At 66.0% G+C, this 13953-nt stretch carries 13 protein-coding genes; 6 read left to right on the top strand and 7 right to left on the bottom strand.

Annotated features, from left to right (window positions below; genetic code table 11):
• Both J0M27_RS17905 and J0M27_RS17900 read right to left on the bottom strand, forming a co-directional pair.
• Positions 1–606, bottom strand: a complete 606-nt coding sequence (locus J0M27_RS17905; protein WP_294994928.1) for a nitrous oxide reductase accessory protein NosL — start codon at positions 604–606, stop codon at positions 1–3.
• 185 nt (positions 607–791) lie between these two features.
• Positions 792–1961: an ATP-binding protein gene (locus tag J0M27_RS17900; RefSeq protein ID WP_294994925.1), complete on the bottom strand. Its 1170-nt coding sequence runs from the start codon at positions 1959–1961 to the stop codon at positions 792–794.
• Between the two features lie 361 nt (positions 1962–2322).
• On the opposite strand from J0M27_RS17900, the gene J0M27_RS17895 reads away from it, so the two are divergent.
• From J0M27_RS17895 to J0M27_RS17870, 6 genes are read left to right on the top strand one after another with little or no spacing between them, the layout of a single operon-like run.
• On the top strand, positions 2323–2973 hold the full coding sequence (locus tag J0M27_RS17895; protein ID WP_294994922.1) for an energy transducer TonB: 651 nt from the start codon (positions 2323–2325) through the stop codon (positions 2971–2973).
• A gap of 5 nt (positions 2974–2978) precedes the next feature.
• Complete coding sequence (locus J0M27_RS17890) at positions 2979–3719, top strand: MotA/TolQ/ExbB proton channel family protein (protein WP_294994919.1); 741 nt, start codon at positions 2979–2981, stop codon at positions 3717–3719.
• Positions 3720–3726: 7 nt separating this feature from the next.
• Positions 3727–4137: a biopolymer transporter ExbD gene (locus tag J0M27_RS17885; RefSeq protein WP_294994916.1), complete on the top strand. Its 411-nt coding sequence runs from the start codon at positions 3727–3729 to the stop codon at positions 4135–4137.
• A 53-nt stretch (positions 4138–4190) separates the two neighbouring features.
• A complete protein-coding gene (locus J0M27_RS17880) occupies positions 4191–6620 on the top strand; it encodes a TonB-dependent receptor (protein ID WP_294994913.1) in 2430 nt (809 codons plus the stop codon).
• 44 nt (positions 6621–6664) lie between these two features.
• The gene (locus J0M27_RS17875) at positions 6665–7846 is read left to right on the top strand and encodes a sialidase family protein (protein WP_294994910.1); all 1182 of its coding nucleotides are present in this window, start codon (positions 6665–6667) and stop codon (positions 7844–7846) included.
• Positions 7843–8310: a hypothetical protein gene (locus tag J0M27_RS17870; RefSeq protein ID WP_294994907.1), complete on the top strand. Its 468-nt coding sequence runs from the start codon at positions 7843–7845 to the stop codon at positions 8308–8310. The genes J0M27_RS17875 and J0M27_RS17870 overlap by 4 nt, the downstream gene beginning before the upstream one ends.
• A 128-nt stretch (positions 8311–8438) precedes the next feature.
• On the opposite strand, the gene J0M27_RS17865 is transcribed toward J0M27_RS17870, so the two are convergent.
• The 5 genes from J0M27_RS17865 to J0M27_RS17845 form a co-directional block, all read right to left on the bottom strand.
• On the bottom strand, positions 8439–8909 hold the full coding sequence (locus tag J0M27_RS17865; RefSeq protein WP_294994904.1) for a c-type cytochrome: 471 nt from the start codon (positions 8907–8909) through the stop codon (positions 8439–8441).
• A 201-nt stretch (positions 8910–9110) separates the two neighbouring features.
• Positions 9111–10334, bottom strand: a complete 1224-nt coding sequence (locus J0M27_RS17860) for an ATP-binding protein (protein ID WP_294994901.1) — start codon at positions 10332–10334, stop codon at positions 9111–9113.
• 124 nt (positions 10335–10458) lie between these two features.
• A complete protein-coding gene (locus J0M27_RS17855) occupies positions 10459–11172 on the bottom strand; it encodes a sulfite exporter TauE/SafE family protein (protein WP_294994898.1) in 714 nt (237 codons plus the stop codon).
• 35 nt (positions 11173–11207) lie between these two features.
• Positions 11208–13652, bottom strand: a complete 2445-nt coding sequence (locus tag J0M27_RS17850; protein WP_294994895.1) for a heavy metal translocating P-type ATPase — start codon at positions 13650–13652, stop codon at positions 11208–11210.
• On the bottom strand, positions 13649–13953 hold a 305-nt coding region (locus tag J0M27_RS17845), incomplete at its 5' end, for a hypothetical protein (protein ID WP_294994892.1). The genes J0M27_RS17845 and J0M27_RS17850, both read right to left, overlap by 4 nt.

Below are 13953 nucleotides of genomic sequence, written 5' to 3'. Positions count from 1 at the left end.
TTAGCCCTGCTTCTGCTCCATCATTCTCCGGCGGCGCTCCTCGCGGTTCTTGCGGATCTGCGCTACGTCGGCTGCCATGTCGAGGTAGGACTGCTTGAGCGCCTCGTTGAAGTCGCCGAATTCCCCGCCATGCTTCTGCTTGAACTGCTCGGCCACCTCCTTCGCCGCGAAGGAATGCTTGCTGCGCTTGGTCATCGCATGCTTGAGGTCGGCACCGATCAGGTAGGTCAGCTTTTCCACCGGCACCAGCGGGCGCGGCTCGGCGGTGCTGCCGTAATCGGGGCCCCAGATCATTTTCGGCTCGCGGTCGATGTTGACGCCGAGGCTGAGGCCCAGGCAATGGATCGAGCAGACGCCATCAGTCAGATCGTCGCTGTACTGCACCAGCATGCGCGCGCGATGATGTTCCTTGCGGTCCATGCCGCAATAGGGACACTTCGGATACTTCTCGAACTCGCGCTCCAACGGATTGGCATCGGCCGGCTTCTTCGGCGTGAACTGCGCCGGCGTGCCGTCCGTGGCGCAGGCCGCTTGTGCCTGTGCGTTACCGGCGGCCAAGCCGACTCCGGCAAGAAGGGAAAGTTTGAGGGCGTCGCGTCGGTCCATGGTGATCTCCTGAAAAGTGAGTGTGCGGCGCAATATTAGGTGCGCCGCATATAGCGGACATGCGGCATTTCGTCGCAGACAGTGCTCCGGACGCTGGCTTTCCGGCGATGTGTTGACCGCCGTCAACTGCGCAAGGCGCCGGCCCGGTCCCGGTGGGAAGTTCGAGCCCTGCTCAAACGAGCTTTTCAGCCGCCGCGCAGCGATTTCGCCAACTGGGGCAGTGGCACGGCCTCGATGTCTTCGGCCAAGCGGTAGCGCTCGCCCCCCGGATAGACGACAAAGCGCCGTTCCGGTTTCAGATCGGCGCAGGCGGCATGGAAGCCGCGTTCCAGCTTGGGCGCCAGACTGCGCTTGATCTCGATGGCCCAGAGGCGGCCGTCCGGCCAAGCCAGCAGCAGATCGATCTCCGCCCCGCCGCTACTGCGGTAGAAACAGGCTTGAACCATCGGATCGGTCGCCATGGCGTTGGCGAGCAGATTCTCGATGGCAAACCCTTCCCAACTGGCACCCACCACGGGGTGGGCCAGCAGCGTTTCCTTGTCGGGAATGTTGAGCAAGGCATGCACGATGCCGCTGTCACGGATGAAGACCTTGGGCGACTTCACCAGCCGTTTGCCTGGATTGCTGTGCCAAGGCAGCAGCCGGCGCACCAGCAACAGATCGACCAGCAGGCCGAGGTAGCCGCCGGCGGTCTTCACATCGACGCCGAGATTGCGCGCGAACTGGGCCGTGTTGAGCAATCCACCCTGATGATGGGCCAGCATGGTCCAGAACCGCCGCAGCGTCTCGGCGGCGATCCTCGGGCCGAACTGGGGAATGTCTCGCTCCAGGTAGCTGCGGATGAAATCCTGCCGCCAGCGCAGGCTGCGCGCATCGCTCCCGGCCAGCAGGCTTTCGGGAAACCCGCCGCGCAGCCAGAGTTCGTCCAGCGGTCGCTCGGCGACCTCCAGCACATGGAAGGGCGTCAGCTCCAGATAGGCGACGCGCCCCGCCAGGGTTTCGCCGGATTGCTTGAGCAGGTCGAGCGAGGCCGAACCCAGCAGCAGATATTGGCCGGCCCGCCGACCATCGCGCCGGGCGCGGTCGATCAGGCCGCGCAGCACCGGGAACAGGCCGGGCGCGCGGTGAACTTCGTCGAGGATGACGAGCTTGTCGAGATGGTCGGCCAGATACAGTTCCGGCTGCGCCAGCTTGGCGCGGTCCTGCTCCGACTCCAGGTCGAGATAGATCGCCGGGCGCTCACGGGCAAGCTCCAAGGCCAGCGTGGTCTTGCCCGACTGGCGCGGCCCGAGCAGGACTACGGCCGGCGAGTAGTCGATGGCCTCCAGCAATTGTGCGGTCAGGTTACGTTTCATGCTTGCAATTATGGATTTCAGTTCCCGTTTTTGCAATGATAAATTGCCGGCAACCGGTCGATTTTCTTCATCAACTGGAGGCCCATAAGAAAAGTCGGCGCTGGCGGGACGGCGATCCGAGCTTGAGGACGGGCCTTGAGGACGGCCGGCTGCGGCCGGCAGAACGCCTGCGTAACCACAAGCAGGCGGTGCCGCAGGCATCAACTTTCCGCCGCTTCCTTGATCGTGGTCAGCAATCCGCCGGATTCCCGGAGGCTGCGACATCACGTCGCGCGGCAATGCGTCGCATGTGGCGATTAGCCGCACTTTTTGTACCGGTCGATGCAACACACTTCGCGCCTTTCGCAATAGCTCGCAACCCATGGGACTTCTGCTGCCTCGCCTGCCATCCGCCGGCCGCCCCGAGCGGCCGTTTGCGTCCTTCACCGGCGCGGCGGCGGCGCACGCGCTGCTGATCGCGCTGATCGCGGTGGTGGTGCCGGCCGAGCAACTGAAGGCCGCAATCCAGCCGATGGCGGTGCGCCTGGTCGAAATCCTGCCGGAGCTGCCCAAACCCAAGCCACCCGAGCCGCCCAGGCCAAAGAAGCTCCAGCCACCGGCGCCTCTGCCGCTGCTGACCTCGAATGCCGTCAGCGACGCGGCACCCGCCTTCGTCGTGCAGCCGCAGCCACCGGCGCCACCCAGGGCGCTGCCGATCGATGTCGCGCCCGCACCGGCACCGGTCGCCATCACCGCCGCGCGCTTCGATGCCGACTACCTGCACAACCCCAAGCCGGTGTATCCGCATGCCTCTCGCCGCCTCGGCGAGCAGGGCAAGGTGCTGCTGCGCGTCTTCGTCAGCGCCGCCGGGTTGGCCGAAAAAGTCGAGATCAAGCTCGGCAGCGGCTTCGCCCGCCTCGACCAGGCCGCCGAGGAAGCCGTCAGCCGCTGGCGCTTCGTGCCGGCCAAGCGCGGCGAACAGGCCATCGCCGGCTGGGTCCAGGTTCCCATCACCTTCCAACTTGAAAGCTGAGCCCCATGCAAACCCAACTCGGTCTGGTTCACTTCTGGCAGCAGGGCGACCTCGTCACCCATGCCACGGCGATACTCCTGCTGCTGCTCTCGGTCGGCAGTTGGGCGCTGATCGTCGGCCGCTTCGCCCGCCAACTGCGCATCAACCTCGCCTGCGACCGCGCCCCGGAAGCCTTCTGGCAAGCGCGCAACCTGCATGATGCACTGGCCGCCATCGATGCCGCCGACCGCACCGGGCTGTTCGCCGACATGGCGCGTGCCGGAGCGCATGCGCGCGACAGCTACGACTCGGAGTCCGGCCTCGGCGCCGGCGTCAGCCTGTCGGATGCACTGACGCGCAGCCTGCGCAACCGGATGCTGGCGGCGCAGGCCAGCCTCGAAACCGGGCTCACCTTCCTCGCCTCGGTCGGCTCGACCGCACCCTTCATCGGCCTCTTCGGCACCGTGTGGGGCATCTACCATGCGCTGATCGCGCTGTCGGGTTCCACCAGTGTGGTGCTCGACAAGGTCGCCGGTCCGGTGGGCGAAGCCCTGATCATGACCGCGGCCGGCCTTTTCGTCGCCATCCCCGCCGTGCTGGCCTACAACGCGCTAACCCGCGCCAACCGCCTGGTCATGGCGCAGCTCGACGGCTTCGCCCACGACTTGCACGCCTACTTCACCACCGGAGCGCGCCGTCCCGCCAGCGCCGACTCTTCCGCGCAAGCCGCGGCGGCGACGCCCACGCTGGCCCGCCAGGGCGCCTGAGGCCATCATGGCATTCGGTTCCTTCAGCGAAGGCGGCACGCCACAGCCGATGGGCGAGATCAACACCACGCCGCTGGTCGACGTGATGCTGGTATTGCTGGTCATTTTCATCATCACCATTCCCGCCATGCACCAGGCGGTGCCGATCGACCTGCCGCAGGTCAGCTCGCAGAAGGTCGAGGACAAGCCGGTGGTGATCCAGCTCGCGCTAGATGCCGACGGCCGCTATTTCCTCGACGGCGCCCCGGCCCATCGCGCCGATTTCGAAGCCCATTTCGCCGCCACCGCCGCGCGCAATCCCGAACTGCACCTGCGCGCCGACCGCGGCACGCGTTACGAGAACGTCGCGGACATCCTTGCTGCCGCGCAAAAGGCCGGCATCAATCGCATCGCCTTCGTCACCGAAAGCAAGAAATAGTTGGCTCGTTGGCAGGAACCCGCCAGCACGACACGTCACCGGAGCTTCGATTCATGATCTACACAGCATTTTCCCCGATCGGCAGGCGCCGTCGCTTCACCATGGCCGTGGCTGCCACGCTTGGCATTCTTTTCACGGACGCCAGCGCAGCGGACGAAAGCGATGCCAGGCTCAAGGAGGTTTCCGTATCGGCGGAATCAGCCAAGCCCGAGGCGCCCGCCAATGTGCCATCGACCACGGAGAGCTTCACGCGAAAGCAGATCGCGGAAAGCATCAACTCCGTGTCCTCGGCCGGAGCGCTCCTGTACCTGCCGAGCGTACACGTTCGCGAACGCTTCATCGGCGACGTCAATGGCGGCCTGGCCATGCGCATGTACGGAGTCAATTCCAGCGCCGAAACCATAGTTTATGCGGATGGTTTGCTGCTCTCGAACCACCTGGTCAACAGTTGCTGTCCCGGTCCGCGCTGGGGTCTGGTGTCGCAGGATGCCATCGATCGCGTCGATGTCATGTACGGCCCATTCTCCGCGCTGTATCCCGGCAATTCGGTGGGCGGCGTGGTGCTGATGAAAACCCACATGCCGACACGGTTCGAGGCCAGCGCCAAAATCGATACCTTCGGCCAGAACTTCAGGCTCTACGGAACGGACAAGAACTTCACCGGCATGCATGGCGCCGCAAGCCTGGGCCACAAGGCCGGCGACTGGTCGTTCCGCGTCAGCGTCGATCGGCTCGACAACCACAGCCATCCGACCGACTTCACCGCCGCCACAGCCAAGGCGGGAGCGCCCGCCGCCGCGGGGCAATTCACCGTGGTTACCGGTGCGCATTTCGACAACAACATCGCCAACAGTCCGCGGGTGAATACCGCCGCCACCAGCATGGACCATACCGTGAAGGACGACGGCACGATCAAGCTGGCCTACGACTTTTCGCCAACGGTGCGCGCCATCTACACCCTAAACCTCTGGCAGAACACCTCGGACAAGCTCGTCGATAGCTATCTGCGCGATGCCGCTGGCAACACGATCTACGGCACCAGCACGGCGGCCGGCATTTACCGCTATGTCCGCATCAACGGCCGGGACTATTCCGTTACCGCGCCCAGCATCAGTCACGCCGAAGCCGAGTACCGCATGCACGGCCTGTCGGTGAAATCGCAAAGCGGCGGCACCTGGGATTGGGAACTGGCCGCCAGCCACTTCAATCAGACCAAGGACGTGACCCGCGCCAGCTCGGGCAATTTCGGCACCACGGCAAGCCGCGATGCCACGGCGGGAACCATCAGCTTCGCGGATGGAACAGGCTGGGCCAACTTGGATCTGCGCGGCGAGTGGCGACCCGACGGCAGTCTGAAAAGCCGGCACCAGGTCAGCTTCGGCTTCCACGCCGATACCTACAAGACCCGCTCCGATCAATTCACGCTCGCGGCCGGACCGTGGCGGACCAGCGATGCCGCCGCGCTGAGCACCAACTCCAGGGGCACCACCAGCACCCAGGCGATTTACCTGCAGGACGCCTGGCAGTTGTCGCCCGACCTGAAACTGGTGCTGGGCGGGCGCCAGGAAAAATGGAGTGCGCTGAACGGCAGCAATTTCGCCAGCGGCGCCAATGTGGACTACGCCAGCAAGACGGTCCATGCCTTCTCGCCCAAGACCTCGCTCTCCTGGCAGGCATCCGACATGCTGGCGCTGCGGACCTCATTTGGCCGGGGCGTGCGTTTTCCGACGGTCGGCGAACTATTCAAGAACGTCGGCATAACCGTTACCGGCACCTCGACGGCGGCCACTCCCGCGCAGATCGCCGGATTCCCGGCGCCCTACAACGTCGCGAAGACCAACAACCCGAATCTCAAGCCGGAAACCGCCGATTCCTGGGAGTTCACCGTGGAACGCTTCCTGACCAACGGCCTGTGGCGAACCTCGCTGTTCGGCGAGGAAAAGCAGGGCGCGCTGGTTTCCCAGACCGATGTCACCACCCTGCCCGGCTTCAGCATCAGCAGCGTGCAGAACATCGACAAGGTCCGCACCTGGGGAATCGAAACCGCTCTGCAAGCCGGCGACCTGTGGATTCGCGGCCTCGATCTGTCCGGCAGCATCGCCTACATCCATTCGCGGATCACGCAAAATATCGCCAACCCCGGATTGGTGGGCACGGAACTGCCCCTGATCCCGGTCTGGCGCGCGTCGCTGCTGGCGACCTATCGTGTCTCCGACGCGCTTTCCGCCAGCCTCGGCTTTCGCTACAGCGGACGCCAGCACAGCGGTCTCCTCAACACGGCCACCGGGCAATACCCGGACCCTAACCCGAACGTCTATGGCGGGCGCAGCAGCTTCGGCGTCTTTGACGCCAAGCTGCTCTACAAACTTGGCAAGCAGTGGTCGGCCTCCGTCGGCATCGACAACATCGGCGACGTCAAGTACTTCACCCTGTATCCGTATCAGCAGCGGACCTATTTCGCCAGCCTGAAATTCAACTACTGAGGGTCGAATCGATGACGTCCTTGCACAGACTGGGCGCCATTGCGATGCTGGCAATAGCCGCGTCGATGCTGCCGCATTTCGCCACCGCCGCTGAGCCGAAGGACAAGGCAACGATGGCGGGCATGTCAGCCATGGGGAAGAAAGCCCGAGTCGACCTGGGCAGCTCGGCGGCGTTCGCCAGGGATGGCCAACTGCTGGCGGTAGCCAAGCAGGGCGATCATCTACTGCTGTATCGCAGCCGCGACCAGGGCGCCAACTGGTCGCCACCGACGATCGTCAACGCCCGGCCCGAAGCCATAGCCGGCGACGGCGAGAACCGGCCGAAAATCGCTTTCGCGCAGGATGGCGGCGTGCTGGTTTCCTGGACCAGGCCGCTGGCCAAACCCAACACCGGCGAAGTGCGGCTGGCCCGTTCCGACGACGGCGGCGCCAGTTTTGCGACACCGATCACCGTGCACCGTGATCGACAGGAAATCACCCATCGTTTCGAGACCATGGTGATCGGCGTCGACGGACGAATCTATCTCGCCTGGATCGACAAGCGCGACCTCGAATCGGCCAGGGCGGCAAAGACCCCCTATCGCGGCGCCGCCATTTACGCGGCGGTATCGGACGACGGCGGCAGAAGCTTCAAGCCGGAAACCCGGGTCGCCGATCATTCCTGCGAGTGCTGCCGGATCGCGGCGGCCGTCGATACCGACGGCGCCCCGCTGATCCTCTGGCGGCATGTATTCGAGCCCAACGAGCGCGACCATGCACTCGCAAAACTCAAGCCTGACGGAGCGCCGGCCGGCGTCGAGCGCGCCACCTTCGACCGCTGGAAAGTCGATGGCTGCCCCCACCACGGGCCGGCGCTGGCCGTGGCGCCCGATGGCACGCGGCATGCCGTCTGGTTCAACCAGAAGAATGGCGAGGGCCGCGCCTTTTATGGGCGTCTGGCAAACGGCGGCATCGAGGGCCAGCGGTTTGTCGGCGGTGAGCAGGCCGCCCGCGCGGACATTGCCGTCGCCGGCCGGCGCATCGGCATCCTGTGGAAGGAATTCGACGGCGAGCGGACGCAGTTGCACGCCGAAATCTCGGAGGACGGCGGCGCCAGTTTCAAGCGCCTGACGCTGGGTGCCGCGAACGGCGCCTCCGATCATCCGCGTGCCATCACCTTCGGCAAGGACCTGTTCGCCTACTGGCGCACCGAACTCGAAGGCATGCGCGTGTTCCGTCTGCCATGAAACGCCTCTTCCTGATTGCTATGCTGCTGGCCTGCGGCACCGTCTTCGCCACGGCCTTCCTTGCCCTCGACCGATCATCGGCACGAATGCTCACCGACGCGAAGGCACACACGCGGCCCACCATCGTCGCGCTGTGGTCCACCGATTGTCCGCATTGCAAGAAGAACCTCGAGCTGTTCGCCGACATGGTCAAAGCCGATGCCGGCCTGCGGCTGATCACCGTCGCCGCGGAGCCCTTGTCCGCCGAGGTGGCGACGTCGCTCGATCGAGTCAAAGTGCCGGGCAAGCGTTACGTCTATGGCGCCGATTCTCCTGAAGCGATCGCCTTCGCACTCGATCCGAAATGGCGCGGAGAACTGCCACGGACCCTGTTCTTCGACGGTCGCGGCAATCGCATCGCGGTCTCCGGCGTAGTAGGTATTGCAAGCACCCGCCAATCGCTCGGCCTCAGTGACCCGCGTTAAGAGTCGGCGCTGGCGCTACGGCGAACAGGCCACCAGCTTGTACACCACCCGATAGAAGCACGGCCCCTGCCACGGCGTCACCGCACCGGGCGCGAAGATGAAATGCGAACGACAGCCCGGCCGCCCGCTCAGGGCAGTGCCGGCGTTGCGTCGTTGAGCGTGCGCAGGTGCAGGACCACTGCGGCGCGTAGCGCAGGATCGGGGATGCCGACAAAATTCATCGCCTTGCCCGGCACGGCGCGCTCCGTGTCGGCGAGGTAGTGGTCAAGCGTGGCGTAGTCCCAGATCACCCCGGCGCGCAGCATTGCCGGCGAAAACTCGAAGCCGGCGATCGCACCCGCCTTGCGCCCGAACAGGTTCCACAGGAAGGGTCCCTTGGCGTGGCCGCCGGTCTTTTCGCCGTCGTGGCATTGCGAGCATTTGCGCTCGAAAAAGGCCGCGCCGGCCGCCGCATCGGCCCGCGCCAGGCGGGTCTTGAGTTCCAGCGTGACGGCGGGCCGGTGGCCCGATGCGAAGGCGGCATTGGCGGCTTCCGCGGCTACCGCGGGCAAGGCGAGCAGGCCGGCAAGGCAGGGCAATACGGCAAGAGGCAAGTTCATGGGCAGGCTCCTTCGATCGATGGCTTGTGACGCGAGTCGGATTGTCGCCCAAGCAACCATCTTGTACATCACCAGGTAGAAACGCAGGCCCTGCCACAGGGTCGCCGCGCCGAGCGCGATGACGAACAGCGCGGACGTCTTGCGTCTTTCAGCAGGGGCGCCGTTCCGGATGATTTTCGTGACCGGCCTGGCGCTGCCTTGCTACAGGCGGCGCAGCGGAACGGCGTACATGCCATCGCCGAAGGACAGGACATGCTCGCCGTCGTAGAGCACGGCGCCGGCCCGAAAGCGGTGTGGGCAAGTCGCGGCCAGGCGGCGCAAGCCCTTGAAGTCGGCCGGGGTGACCGTCGCGGAGGCCTTGACCTCGATGCCGACCATCTCGCCCAGCGGCGATTCGAGCACGAAATCGACCTCCACCTGATCCTTGTCGCGGTAATGGAAAAGGAACCATGGCTCCTGCCCGAGGGCGAGTGTCTTGAGCAATTCGCCATGGACCCAGGTTTCGAGCGTGGCGCCAAAGCGCGTGCGCTCCAGCCAGGCCCGTTCCGGCGTCAGGCGTGCCAGGCTGGCTTGCAGCCCGGCATCAAAAAAGTGGAGCTTGGGCGTCTTGATCAGGCGGCTCAGCTCATTGCCACTCCAGGCCGGCAGGCGGCGCACCAGGTACATCTTCTCCAGGATGCCGATGTATTTCTCGACGGTCTTGCCGTCAAGCCCGATCTGCCCGCCGATCTGCTGCAGGCTCAGCAACTGGCCGCTCAACCGGGCCAGGATGCCCAGCAGTTGCGGAATCTTCGTGGTCTGGGCGATGTCGGCGACATCCCGCACATCGCGCTCGACCAGAGTGGTCAGGTAGGCGCGCGTCCAGGCCTGGCGCCTCGCCGGCGTGGCACGCTGCCGCATTTCGGGATAACCGCCGGCCAGCACGTGGCCGACAATGTCCTCGCGCTTCTCCCCGGGCGCTGCGGGCGGCCAATCGCCGCGCAGCAGGCGTTCGACGAAGTCGGCCGGGCGTTCGGCGATTTCAGCATTGGAAAGCGGCAGCAGGGTGTGGATTTCCACCCGTCCGGCCAGGCTGTCGGCGACCGCGGGCAAGGCCATCAGATTGGCCGAGCCGGTCAACAGAAAACGCCCGGGACGGCGATCCTGGTCGATGGCGAGCTTGAGCGCCAACAGCAGTTCGGGGGCTCGCTGGACTTCATCAATGATCAGACGATCCTGGCGGCGGACAAAGCCCAGCGGGTCGGCACGCACCGCTGCCAACAGGGCTGGATCGTCCAGAGAGAAGTAGGCCATTCGGTCCGCGTAAAGTCGTACCAGCGTCGTCTTGCCACACTGACGCGGACCATTGATCAGCACCGCCGGCGTATCGCCCATGGCTATGTCAAGCTGGGGATGCAGGTGGCGAGGAATCAGGGAATGAGTCATTTCGATCGGAGCCAGTACGCTGAATGAGCCGTCGATACTGTACCTGAAGCCCGTCCAATCCGGATCAGCGTTCCGTCTATTCCGGAATTACCGACCGCCAAACCGGGATTCGTTCAGCCAGCTCTCAAACCACCAGCTTGTACATCACCAGGTAGAAACGCAGCCCCTGCCACAGGGTCGCCGCGCCGAGCGCGATGACGAACAGCGCGGCGAGCTTCTGCAGGCTGCCGCGCAATTTCGGGCCGAGCTTGCCGAACAACACCGAGGCGAACAGCATCGAGGGCAGCGTGCCGGCACCGAAGGCCAGCATCAGCAGCATGCCTTCGGGCGGGCTCGGCGCCGTGGTGGCTTGCACCGCCATGGCCATGGTCATCGAGCAGGGCATCAGGCCGTTGATCGCGCCGCTGATGGCGGCGCCGAGCACCGGCCCCTTTTGCGTGGCGGTGACGAACTGGCGGCGCAGCCAGGCCACGGGCGCGAAGCCGTAGGTATTGCGGATCGGCGAGACGCCGAGCAGGTCGAGGCCGAGCAGGATGACGATGGCACCGGCAAGGATCTGCAGCACGCCCTGCGCCAGGCCCGTCATGCCGCTGGCCACCAGCACCGTGCCGAGCAGCGCGGCGACCAGGCCGACCACGGCGTAGATCGAAATGCGCGCGGCATGGTAGGCGGCGTAGGGCCAGGGGCCGACGGCCTTGAGCTTCATGAAGCAGCCCGACACCAGCCCGCCGCACATGCCGATGCAATGGCCGCTGCCGAGGATGCCGACCATGAAGGCGGCCCAGTAGGAGAACTGCGCGGAAAACTCGGCGATGTGGGCGTGCTGGCTGTGGTCCATGTGCCGTCATTCCCGCGCCGGCGGGAATCCAGTCGTCACTTCTGCAGCCGCAGCGAGTTGGTCACCACCGAGACCGAACTCATGGCCATCGCCGCCGCGGCGATCATCGGGTTGAGGCGTCCGGCCGCCGCGACGGGGATCGCCACGACGTTGTAGCCCAGCGCCCAGAACAGGTTCTGGCGCACGATCTTCATGGTCCGCCGCGACAGCTCGATGCCGCCGGCGACGCGTGCGATGTCGCCGCCGACCAGCGTGATGTCGGCCGATTCGACGGCGATGTCGGCGCCGCCGCCGATGGCGAAGCCGACATCCGCCGCCGCCAGCGCCGGGGCGTCGTTGATGCCGTCGCCGATCATGCCGACGCGACGGCCCTCGGCTTGCAGTTTGCGGATCAGTTCGAGCTTGTCGGCCGGCGTGGCGCGCGCGATGACGCGGTCGATGCCGACTTCACGCGCGACGTGGTTGGCCACCGCATCGAGGTCGCCCGTGGCCATCACGGTCTTCAGGCCCAGCCGGTGTAGCAGCGCAATGGCCTCGGCGGCGCCAAGCCGTGCCGCATCGGCGATGGCGAACAGCGCCACGACCCGGCCGTCGACGGCGGCGAAGACCGGTGTCTTGCCCTGCTCGGCCCAGGCTTGCGCCTGCTCGCGCTGGGCGCCGAAGTCGATGCCGGCGGTCTCCAGCAACGCGGCGTTGCCGACCAGGACGTCCTCGCGCTTCCTGCCCTTGGTGCGCGCCCGCACACCGAGACCCGGCGATGCCTGGAAATCAAGCGTCGGCGCTGGAGAGACGCCGCGCGCACGGCACCAGGTGGTGATGGCACGCGCCAGGAAATGTTCGGAATGCGCTTCGGCGCCGGCCACCAGTGCCAGGCTGTGCGCCGCATCGACGCCTTCGACGGCGATGTAGTCGGTCACCACCGGCCTGCCTTCGGTGATGGTGCCGGTCTTGTCGAACACCAGGGTGTCGAGCGTCGCCGCGGTTTCCAGCGCCTCGCCCTTGCGGATGTAGATGCCGCGCCGCGCCGCCTGGCCGGTGCCGACCATGATCGCGGTCGGCGTCGCCAGCCCCAGCGCGCAGGGGCAGGCGATCAGCAGCACCGCCACGGCATGCGCCAGCGCCCTTGCCGGCGGATGCCCGGCGAGCATCCAGCCGGCCAGCGTCAGGCCGCCGATGCCGGCCACCGCCGGCACGAAGCGCGCCGATATGCGGTCGGCAAGTTTCTGCACCGGCAGCTTGGAACCCTGGGCATGGTCGACCAGCTTGACGATGCCCGCCAGCGCCGTGTCGGCGCCGACCGCCGTGACGCGCAGGATGAAGCCGCCGTTGCCGTTCTGCGTGCCGCCGACCACCGCGTCGCCGGCGCCCCTGGCTACCGGCAGGGATTCGCCGGTGAGCATGGATTCGTCGACGCTGGAGCTGCCCTCTTCGACCACGCCGTCGGCCGGGACCTTGTCGCCGGGGCGCACGCGCAGGCGATCACCGACCTCGACCTGGTCGATGGCCACGGTTTCGTCGCCATCGGCGGTCACGCGGATCGCCGTGTCCGGCTGCAGTTCGATCAGCTTGCGGATCGCCTCGGAGGCCTTGCCCTTGGCGCGCTCTTCCATGTAGCGGCCGCCGAGGACGAAGGCGACGATGGCCGCCGCCGATTCGAAATACACGTGGTGATGCGGCCGGACGGCGCCGGGCAGGCTGTAGGCCCAGGCGGCGCCGGCGCCCATGGCAATCAGCGTGTCCATGTTGGCCTCGCCGCGCTGCGCCAGCGCCCAGGCCTTGCGGAAAATTTCGCGCCCGGGATCGGCCAGCACGGCCGTGGACAGGCCGAGTTCGAGCAGGCGCAGCAGCGGTGACTGGTGCATCAGCATGCCCGAGACCATCACCGGCGCGGTCATCAGCGCCGAGCGGACCAGGCGCGCCCTCGCCTCCGCCAATCGCGCCTTCTCGCGTTCGACCAGCAAACGGCGCTGCGCCAGCGTGTCCATCGGCCGGGCTTCGTAACCCATGCCCTTGACCGACGCGAACAAGGCCTCGCGCGACAGCCGCCCCTTGACGCTGACCGTGCCGGCGGCGAAATTCACCGAGGCCGCGTCGATGCGCGGATCGCGCTGCAGGCCCATCTCGATCAGCAGCGCGCAGGAGGCGCAGGTCATGCCTTCGACGGCGGCATTGCATTCCTGCACCGGACCGTCGATGACTGCTGGAGAAGCAGGTTCGGGAGCAAGAGTCGGCGCCGGGGCAACGGCGATATTGCCGATCACGGCATCGACCACCGCCAGCAGGCGCGCTTCGGGCAACTGGACCGGATCGTAATGCAGCGTCACCGAGCCGATCGCGGGCACGCTCTTCACATGCTTCACCGCGCCGTGCTTGCGCAGCAGGATTTCCAGTATGTAGCAGCGCTCGGGATGCTTCACCAGCGCCGGCGCCAACAGGCGGATACGGCGCGAGAGGCGATGGGCGACGCTGAAATTTTTCATGATTGCACGGCTGGAACCGGCACGGCGGCGGGCTTCGCCGCCTCGGCCGCAATCGACTTGCGGTAGCGCACCAGCAGGAACATCAGGTAGAACACGGTCAGCCAGGCGTTGGCGTTCTTCACCGGGTCCTTGAGCCAGCGCTGGCTGATCAATTCCCAATGCACTTTGACCAGATAGAAGGCGACCAGGTCGTTGAGGAAATTGATGATCGCTTTCTCGGTCAGCGCATTGGCCAACATCGGCTGCAGTTTGGCCTGCAGGCTGCCTGGCGCGACCTTCGGCCGACGCAGGCCTTCGATAC

The organism is Sulfuritalea sp. (assembly GCF_017302275.1).
Lineage (GTDB): Bacteria > Pseudomonadota > Gammaproteobacteria > Burkholderiales > Rhodocyclaceae > Sulfuritalea.
Note: the sequence above shows the minus strand (reverse complement) of the source record. Positions and strands in the feature narration are given on the sequence as shown.